This window comes from Nocardioides sp. P5_C9_2, from assembly GCF_054049555.1.
Map to the genome: position 1 here is coordinate 1 of NZ_JBFUMD010000114.1, position 9,042 is coordinate 9,042.

Sequence of the window (9,042 nt, forward strand, 5' to 3'; positions counted from 1 at the left end):
GCCCCGACGAGCGCGACCTCGCCGAGGTCCGTCCCCTCGACGGCGAGCTGAGCTCGGGCGGCAACCCGCTCGAGCTCATCGGCCAGATGCTGCGGACGAGTCGGGGCGACATGCTCTGGCTGCGCCCGGACGCGTGGGCGATGCCGCGTGAGTCGGCGGTCAGCCGGCTGCTCGCCGAGGCGATGTCCACCGGGCGCCGGTCGCGCGCGATCTATCCGATCCGGGCGCTCTCGGAGGCACCCGAGTCGCTGCGGACCCGGGCCCGGCTCGGCGAGCAGGTCCGGGTCATCTCGGAGGTCCCGACCCGGATGTTCATCCTCGGGGACGCGCACGCCGTCCTGCCGGAGCCGCTCGGCTTCGCCGACGAGCCCCGGGTGCACGTGCGGCAGCGCTCCGTCGTCGCCGCGCTGACCCTGTGGTTCGACTCGCTGTGGGCGCGGGCCTCGCCGGTGCCCGAGCTGGACGGCGGGTCCGCCCGCCCGGACCTGCGCCGGTTCCTGCTCGAGCAGCTGGTGGCCGGCGCCACCGACGAGATGATCTCCCGCAAGCTGGGGCTCAGCCTGCGGACCGTACGTCGCCGCATCGCGGCACTGATGAGCGACCTCGGTGTCGACACGCGCTTCCAGGCGGGCGTCGAGGCGTCGCGGCGGGGCTGGATCTAGCTGGCTGCGGCGGGGGATCACCCCCTCGGGTGGTCGGCGCACCCCTTGCGGATGGATCCGGCATCGAAAAGTGCGCATCCGTCGTAACCTCCGGCTCCGTCGGCCCGTTGACCGGGTCCGCACCCTTGCCGGAACGTTTCGAGGAGACCGCATGAGCACGCACGAGTCCACGCCATTGACCGCTGAGGAGCTGGCCGGCGAGGGCGTGACCGCGCTTCCCGACAAGGAGGTCGTGTCGATCCTCGACCTGGCCGCCGACGTCGACCTGGCCATCGACGGCGCCGCCCCCATCGACCTGGCCGTGGCCCTCAACGCCAACGTGGTCGCCCCCATCGACGCGGCGGTGAGCGCCAACGTGCTGAGCGACAACTCCTCGGCGCAGGCCCYGTCGGACCAGGGCGTCCAGGTGACGCAGACCGTGGACGCCGACGCCGTGGCCACCGGCATCCAGGACAGCACCATCGACCAGGGCGACACCACCGAGGGCGCGACCTCCACCGCGACCGGCGGAACGGACGGCACCGGCGACGGCATCCTCGACGCGTCGACGACCACCGACGACGCCACCCAGCCCGCCGCCGAGACCGCCGCCCAGACCACCGGCACGGACGGCCTGGCCGGCACCGACGACCTCGCCGCGGTGGCCGACGCGCCCGTCGATGGCAGCGTCGTCGTGGATTCCACCGGCGCCGTCATCGGCACGCTCGACGGGGCCACCGGCAACGTCGTCGCACCCGACGGCACCGTCGTGGGGACGCTCAACGAGGCCACGGGTGTGGTCGTCGACTCGGCCGGCAACMTCGTCGGCACCGTCACAGGTCTCGTGGACGGCGCCGACGTCCTCGGGTCGGACGGGCAGGTGCTCGGTACGGTCGACGCCGTGTCCGGCACCGTCGTGGACGACGCCGGCAACGTCGTCGGCTCGCTCGACCCCCTGACGGGTGAGGTCCTCGACACCGCGGGCAACGTCGTCGGCACGGTGGGCCAGGTGGTCGACGACGTCACCGACACCGTCGGCGGCCTCGACACCGGCGACCTGCTCGACGGCAACCTGCTCAACGTGGACGTCAACGTCGACCTCGACGCCGACCTGGCCGCGCCGATCAACGGCGCGGTCGCGGCGAACGCCAACGTCGCGGCGCCCATCGACGCCTCCGTGGCCGCCAACATCCTCTCCGACAACTCGGACGCGGTCGCGATCGCCCAGCAGGACGCGATCATCAACCAGTCGGTCACCGGAAGCGCTGAGGCGACCTCCGACCAGGTGTCCGACATCGACCAGTCGTCCGTCGAGCCGGTCGACACCGACACGGCGTCCACCGACGACCCGGCGACGACCGACCAGGCGACGACCGACCCGGCGACCGACCAGGAGACGACCGACCAGGCGACGACCGAGCCTGTCGAGCCCGGGGCCAGCACCGACGTGACCGGCACCTCGACGGTCGAGCAGTCGGCCACCGGGTCCACCGGCAGCACCATGCAGTGACCACCCTGGTCGACGTCCCGGCCCGCGTAGGTGGCGTCCAGCTCATCGGCGAGATGGAGGGGTCCGGCTACCGGACCCCGCCGGCCCTCGTGCGACGCGGCGACGGGCAGGTCCTCCAGCTCACGGCCCTGCTCTACCTGGTCCTCAACGCAGCCGACGGGCGACGCGGCTACGACGAGATCGCCGAGCTCGTCGGAGCGAGCACGGGACGGGCGGTGTCCGCCGACAACGTGCGCACCCTCGTCGACGGTCACCTCCGACCGCTCGGCCTCGTCCGCCCGGCCGATGGGTCGGACCCCGAGCTCCGGCGCTCCAACCCGCTGCTGGCGCTCAAGCTCAAGGTGGCGGTCACCGACCCGCGGACGACCCATCGGCTGACCGACCCGTTCCGCGTCCTGTTCCGGCCGGTCGTCGCCGCCGTGGTGGTCCTCGCCTTCGCGGCCGTCCTGGTGTGGGTCTTCTTCGAGCGCGGCCTCGGTGCGTCGGCGTACGACGCCTTCGACCGTCCCCACCTGCTCCTGCTCGTCTTCGTGATGACCGTCCTGTCCGGCGGCTTCCACGAGTTCGGCCACGCGGCCGCGGCCCGCTACAGCGGCGCCGAGCCCGGCGTCATGGGGGCGGGGCTCTACCTCGTCTGGCCGGCGTTCTACACCGACGTCACCGACAGCTACCGCCTTGGCCGGGCCGGGCGGATCCGCACCGACCTGGGCGGTCTCTACTTCAACGCCATCGTCGCGGTGCTCACGTTCGGGTGGTGGTGGGTCTCGGGCTGGGAGGCGTTGCTGCTGCTCGTCGCGACCCAGGTGCTGCAGATGGTCCAGCAGCTGCTGCCGCTGCTCCGCTTCGACGGGTACCACCTGCTGGCCGACCTCGCCGGCGTGCCCGACCTCTACCAGCGCATCCGTCCCACGCTGCTGGGGCTCCTCCCGCACCGGTGGAGCGCGCCGGAGAACCGGGTCCTGACCCCTGGGGCCCGGGTCGTGATCACCCTGTGGGTGCTCGTCACCGTCCCGCTCATGGGGCTGATGCTCTACGCCCTGATCACCTCGGTACCGCGCCTGCTGGGCAGCGCGGGCTCGGCCGTCCGCGCGGACACCGAGGCGCTCGGCGCGGCCTGGTCGACCGGCACCCCGGTCGACGTCGCGGCCCACGTGCTGCAGGTGCTCTCGGTCGTGCTGCCCGTCGTGGCGTGCGCCCTGATCCTGGGACGGATGGGGATGCGCTGGTTCCGCGGGCTCGCCGCGTGGAGCCGCGGGTCGGCGCCCAAGCGGGTGCTGGCGGCGGCGCTGAGCACCGTGATGCTGACCGGACTCGCCTGGGCGTGGTGGCCCGCTCCGGACACCTACCGTCCCATCGAGCCTGACGAGCGCGGTCTCCTCACCACCCTGCTGCAGGACGCGCCGGCCGCCGGGCTTGCCCGGGCCGCCGCCGACCTCCCCGAGGACGACGGCCCGCCGCCGGGGACCGCGGCCCGCAAGCGCCTCTCGGACGGCCGCCCACTTGTGGCCATGCTCCCCGAGGGCGGCACCGTGCCGACCAAGGACGATCCCGAGCTCGCGATGGTGCTGGTGCCGACCAGCGACGGGGCGGGGGAGGAGCCCGGCACCGGCACCGACACCGACACCGGCACCGGCACCGGCGCGGAGCCGGACCCCACCCTCACCGAGGGTCCGGCCGGCGCGCCCACTGACGGGACGGCCCCCGCCACCGACGGCGGGTCGGAGGTGCCCGCGACGGACGGGGCCGTCCCCGACGACGACACCTGGGTGATGCCCTTCGACAAGCCGCTCGCACCCGAGGAGGGCGACAACCAGGCCCTCGCGGTCAACACCACCGACGGCTCGGTCACCTACGACCTCGCGTTCGCGTTGATCTGGGCGGACGGCGACGAGGTCTACAACGTCAACGAGGCGCACGCCTACGCGTCCTGCTCGGACTGCGTCGCGGTCGCCGTGGCGTTCCAGGTGGTACTCATCAGCGAGGACGCCCAGGTCGTCGTGCCCCAGAACCTTGCCGTGGCCGCCAACTACGACTGCTACCAGTGCATCACCGCGGCGATCGCCCACCAGCTGGTCCTGACGGTCCCCGGCGAGCCCGACGAGGCACAGCTCCGCGCACTGGGGGAGGTCTGGGGCCGCCTGCTCGAGTTCGCGCAGGGGATCACCGGCTACACCCTCACCGAGATCGACGCGCAGCTCGAGGCGTTCAAGGCCGAGATCGTCGGCATCCTGGGCGAGGCCCCGGTCATCGAGCCGGCGCCGTCGGCCACGACCTCCCCCGGCGAGAGCCCGAGCGACTCCGAGTCGCCCTCGACCACGCCGTCCACGTCGTCCACGACGACGCCGTCAACCACACCGTCGACCGCGCCCACCACGCCCGCGCCCACCACGCCCGCGCCCTCCGCGCCGACGTCGTCCACGCCGCCGGCTCCGACCGGCAGCTCCACCACGACGTCGCCCCCGACGACGGGCACCACCACGTCCCCCGGCACCACGGGCACGACGTCGTCGACCACGTCGCCGAGCACGTCCACCAGCCCGAGCACGAGCACGTCGAGCACCTCGCCGTCCCCGGCGTCCACCACGACCGGGGCGGTGTCGCCCTCGGCCAGCGCGTCCCCGTGAGGGGTGGGGTCAGCGGGGCAGGACCATCCGGTACGCCGCCCGCTCGATGCGCCACGTGCGGCTGCGCTCGGGACCGTAGATCTCGCCGTCCGCGGACACCCAGAACTCCTCGCCGGTGACCGAGACGGTCGAGCCGCGCAGGCTCACGACGTCGTCGCGCTCCTGGTGCTCGCCCTTGCGCAGCTTGGCGACGTAGCCGAGCTTGGCCCGCGGACTGATCGCGCGGCTGATCATCACGTCGAGCCGGCCGTCCTCTGGATCGGCGTCGGGGGTGACCTCCGTGCCACCGCCGACGTTGGCGCCGTTGCCGATGGCCACCATGAGCAGCGGCTGGTCGACGTCGTTGACGACCGTGCCGTCGACCTCGACGCGGAGTCGGCGGTGCGGCGGGTGGAAGGCGGCCAGCATGGCGCCGATGGGGTAGCCCGCCTTGCCGATGTTGACCTTGCCGACGCCGATCGAGCCGAGCCGCTGCTTCCACTTGTGGCCCTTGCGGCTGGCCTGGGCGCCGGTGCCGACGTGCACGTTGTTGACCACCACGGAGCCGGTCTCGTCGACGATGAGGTCGACGGGGCGGGGCTCGCCGTCCAGCACCAGCCGGGCCGCGTCCTCGATGGCGAGGGGGATGCCGGTGCCGCGGGCGAAGTCGTTGCCGGTGCCCAGCGGGAGCAGGGCCAGGGTGCGGTCGGCGAGCTCGTGGCGCTTGTGCAGCGCCGCCACGACCGCGTGGAGGCTGCCGTCGCCGCCGGCGACCACGATTCGTCGCGACCCCGCCCGGTGCAGGACGCCGTCGAGCTCCCCGGGGTTGGAGGTGGCGGCCACCTCGACCGACGTCTTCTCGCGCAGGATGGTGAGGGCGAGGTCGAGGGTCTCCTGGTCGGAGGTGCCGGCCTCGGCGTTGGTGATCACGAGCATCGGGTCCACGGCTGGGACAGTAGTCGACCCTCCCCGTCCCGGACGGGTGGGCATGATCGGCCCGCGGGGTCCGGGGTGCGGTAACGTGATGTCGCAAGAGCTCCGGTGCACGTGTGCCGGGGCTGTTTCTTTTGGCCCACGCGTCTCGTGGGCACAGCCGGATATCTGAGGAGGGCTGCGATGCCCGCGATCGTCGTACTCGGTGCCCAGTGGGGTGACGAGGGCAAGGGCAAGGCCACCGACCTGCTCGCCACCAACGAGACCATCGACTTCGTGGTCCGCACCAGCGGCGGCCACAACGCCGGCCACACCATCGTCATCAACGGCGAGAAGTACGCGACCCACCTGCTGCCCAGCGGCATCCTCACCCCCGGCGCCACGAGCGTCATCGCCAACGGCGTCGTGGTCTCGCCGGAGGCGCTGTTCCGCGAGCTCGACGGGCTCCTCGAGCGCGGCGTCGAGATGGGTGGCCTGGTCGTCAGCGCCAACGCGCACGTCATCGCGTCGTACCACTCCACGATGGACAAGGTCACCGAGCGCTTCCTGGGCAAGAACCAGATCGGCACGACCGGCCGCGGGATCGGGCCGGCGTACGCCGACAAGATCAACCGCGTCGGCATCCGGATCGCCGACCTCTTCGACGAGGGCATCCTCCAGCAGAAGGTCGAGGCCGCCCTCGACGTCCGCAACCACCTGCTCACCAAGGTCTACAACCGCCGCGCCGTCGACGCCGACGCCGTCGTCGAGGAGCTGCTCTCGTACGCCGAGCGGCTGCGGCCGATGGTCGCCGACACGTCCCTGCTGCTCAACCAGGCGCTCGACCAGGGCCGCACGGTCCTCTTCGAGGGCGCCCAGGCCACGATGCTCGACGTCGACCACGGCACCTACCCGTTCGTGACCTCGTCCAACGCGATCGCCGGCGGTGTCTGCACCGGCGCCGGCATCGGGCCCACCCGCATCGACCGCGTCATCGGCGTGATCAAGGCCTACTCGACCCGCGTCGGGTCGGGGCCGTTCCCCACCGAGCTCTTCGACGACGACGGCCTCGAGCTGCAGCGCCTCGGCGGCGAGATCGGCGTCTCGACCGGCCGCACCCGTCGCTGCGGCTGGTACGACGCCGTCGTCGCGCGCTACGCCGCGCGCGTCAACGGCCTCACCGAGTTCTTCCTCACCAAGCTCGACATCCTCGGCGCCTGGGACGAGATCCCGGTCTGTGTCGGCTACGAGATCGACGGCACGCGCGTCGACGAGATGCCGATGACCCAGACCGAGTTCCACCACGCGACGCCGGTCTACGAGGTCTTCGAGGGCTGGAACTCCGACATCTCCGGCTGCCGCACCTTCGCCGAGCTGCCCGCCCAGGCGCAGACCTACGTGCGGGCGCTGGAGGACATCTCGGGTGCTCGCATCTGGGGCGTCGGCGTCGGCCCGGGGCGCGAGCAGACGCTCACCGTCCACGACTGACCGGGTCGTACGCCGTCATCCGGCTGTAACGCGCCGTTACTGATGCTTCAAGGCCGACCGGTGGGGTGCGGGGCATGCGTAACGGAGCGTTACAGCAACGGGCGGGCGCTGGAGTCGGCTCGGCGCACGATGTACGGCGCGAGGTCGGCCATGTCGGTACCGAACCGTGCCACGGTGTCGGCCCGCTCCCGAGCGAGCCTGCGCAGTGCCGCGACCCGGCCGGCCCCGCAGTCGTGGGCGGTGATGCGCGACATCCCGAGCTTGAATCCGGTGATGAAGTCCTGGCGCTTCTTCTCCTTCCAGAGCGCAGCCGGGTCCGGAGTGTCGCCGTCGACGTACTTCTGGCGGCCGTCCACCTCGAAGATGTGCCGCCCCACCCGCAGGTCGCACCACACCGTGCGGCCCCCGTCGGTGAGGCCGAACTGGGTCTCCGGTCGACCGACGCCGAGGTCGGTGACCAGCATCCGCCCCAGCGACTCCAGCCAGCTCTCGGAGCCTGCATCCGCGAGGTCGACCGCCGCGCGGATCGCCCGGCTGCCGGGCCAGCAGTGCATGAAGTCCGCCACCGCCGCAAGCTCCGCCCGAGTGACCCCGAGCCGCAGTGCCTGGTCGCAGGCGGCGACCCCGGCATCCCGACCGTGCTCGCGTGCGAGGTCGACGGCGGTTCTGGCCGGACCGAGGACGGGACGTCCACCTGCCGTCGTCGCGTGCTCGGGAAGGTACGGCGCTCCGTGGTGCTTGATGCCAGCCCTGACGCGGGTCCCGTGCACCCGGGTCCGTGTCCGGTGCACCAGGGCGGTGCGGGCATCGGGGACACCCATGTCCAGCAGCAGCGCGGAGGAGTCGTGGCTGAAGACGCCGTCGGTGTCGATGACCAGGGCGGCCGCGTGGATGCGGGCCACGGGCTGGGCACGGTAGGCGTCGAGGGACTGCCACCAGTCGTGGTCGGCGTACACGCCCTTGCGCACCCGAACCCACGCGCTCTCGCGGACCAGCCGGGCGACGTCGGCCGGTGACAGTCCGGCGGCCAGTGCCTGTCGGTGGGTCAGCATGCGGTGCTGGGCGAGCGCCGGTCCGTAGCTCTGGAGGTCCATGCGCCGATGCTCGGCGCGGATGGACGGTGGTGCGGGCCGACGCTGGCGATCTGTGGAGGGACTGGGTGCCGGTCGGGGCTGGGAACGCCCGCGGGCCCGCCCGCGCGCCAGCTGTAACGCGCTGTTACGCGGGGCTCACACCCCACCGGTGGGGTGTGGAGCCCGCCTGACGGCGCGTTACAAGCGGGTGAGCCGCGCGCCGATAGGGTGGTCGCCCGTGAAGTCCCTCGTCATCGGCACCGGCGGTCGCGAGCACGCGCTGGCCCTCTCCCTGGCCCGCGACCCCGACGCCGAGGTGCACGTGGCGCCGGGCAACCCGGGCATCGGCGAGGGCGCGACCCTGCACGACGTGGACCCGATGGACGGGGCCGCCGTCGCCGCGCTGGCCACCGGCCTGGGCGTCGACCTCGTCGTCGTCGGCCCCGAGGCGCCGCTGGTGGCCGGGGTGGCCGACGCGGTCCGCGCCGCCGGCATCGCGGTCTACGGGCCGTCGCGCGAGGCGGCCCGGCTCGAGGGCTCCAAGGCCTTCAGCAAGGACGTGATGGCCGCGGCCGGGGTGCCGACGGCCCGTTCGTTCGTGTGCACCACTCCCGAGGAGGCGGCGGCCGCCCTCGACGCGCTGGGCGCGCCGTACGTCGTGAAGGAGGACGGCCTCGCCGCCGGCAAGGGCGTCGTGGTGACCACCGACCGCGACGCTGCCCTGGCGCACGCCGCGGCCTGCGAGCGGGTGGTGGTCGAGGAGTTCCTCGACGGCCCCGAGGTCTCGCTCTTCGCCGTCTGCGACGGGAGGACCG

Annotated in this window: 7 protein-coding genes; 5 read left to right on the plus strand and 2 right to left on the minus strand. The window is 72.8% G+C overall.

The features are described 5' to 3' along the window. From ACXJKL_RS07980 to ACXJKL_RS07990, 3 genes are all read left to right on the plus strand, one after another. The coding region (locus ACXJKL_RS07980; RefSeq protein WP_457206530.1) for a DNA-binding response regulator at positions 1-662 on the plus strand (662 nt) is incomplete at its 5' end. Between the two features lie 151 nt (positions 663-813). Then, entirely contained in the window at positions 814-2,151 is a 1,338-nt protein-coding gene (locus ACXJKL_RS07985) for a hypothetical protein (RefSeq protein WP_457206531.1), read from the plus strand. Further along, on the plus strand, positions 2,148-4,775 hold the full coding sequence (locus tag ACXJKL_RS07990) for a hypothetical protein (RefSeq protein WP_457206532.1): 2,628 nt from the start codon (positions 2,148-2,150) through the stop codon (positions 4,773-4,775). Before ACXJKL_RS07985 ends, ACXJKL_RS07990 begins: the two co-directional genes overlap by 4 nt. Positions 4,776-4,784: 9 nt before the next feature. Here ACXJKL_RS07990 and ACXJKL_RS07995 read toward each other — a convergent pair whose 3' ends face one another. After that, positions 4,785-5,690, minus strand: coding sequence for a diacylglycerol/lipid kinase family protein (locus tag ACXJKL_RS07995; protein ID WP_457206536.1), 906 nt, complete (start codon positions 5,688-5,690; stop codon positions 4,785-4,787). A gap of 180 nt (positions 5,691-5,870) precedes the next feature. Between ACXJKL_RS07995 and ACXJKL_RS08000 the strand changes: the two genes are divergently transcribed. Beyond that, positions 5,871-7,154: an adenylosuccinate synthase gene (locus ACXJKL_RS08000; RefSeq protein ID WP_457206533.1), complete on the plus strand. Its 1,284-nt coding sequence runs from the start codon at positions 5,871-5,873 to the stop codon at positions 7,152-7,154. An 89-nt stretch (positions 7,155-7,243) separates the two neighbouring features. On the opposite strand, the gene ACXJKL_RS08005 is transcribed toward ACXJKL_RS08000, so the two are convergent. Beyond that, entirely contained in the window at positions 7,244-8,248 is a 1,005-nt protein-coding gene (locus ACXJKL_RS08005) for a type IV toxin-antitoxin system AbiEi family antitoxin domain-containing protein (protein ID WP_457206534.1), read from the minus strand. A gap of 217 nt (positions 8,249-8,465) precedes the next feature. Between ACXJKL_RS08005 and ACXJKL_RS08010 the strand changes: the two genes are divergently transcribed. Further along, a partial coding sequence (locus ACXJKL_RS08010; RefSeq protein WP_457206535.1) for a phosphoribosylamine--glycine ligase occupies positions 8,466-9,042 on the plus strand: 577 nt, incomplete at its 3' end.

Coding starts and splice junctions, on each gene's coding strand:
- ACXJKL_RS07995 (WP_457206536.1), bottom strand. CDS start 5,690: ATGCTCGTGATCACCAACGCCGAGGCCGGCACCTCCGACCAGGAGACC.
- ACXJKL_RS08005 (WP_457206534.1), bottom strand. CDS start 8,248: ATGGACCTCCAGAGCTACGGACCGGCGCTCGCCCAGCACCGCATGCTG.
- ACXJKL_RS08000 (WP_457206533.1), top strand. CDS start 5,871: ATGCCCGCGATCGTCGTACTCGGTGCCCAGTGGGGTGACGAGGGCAAG.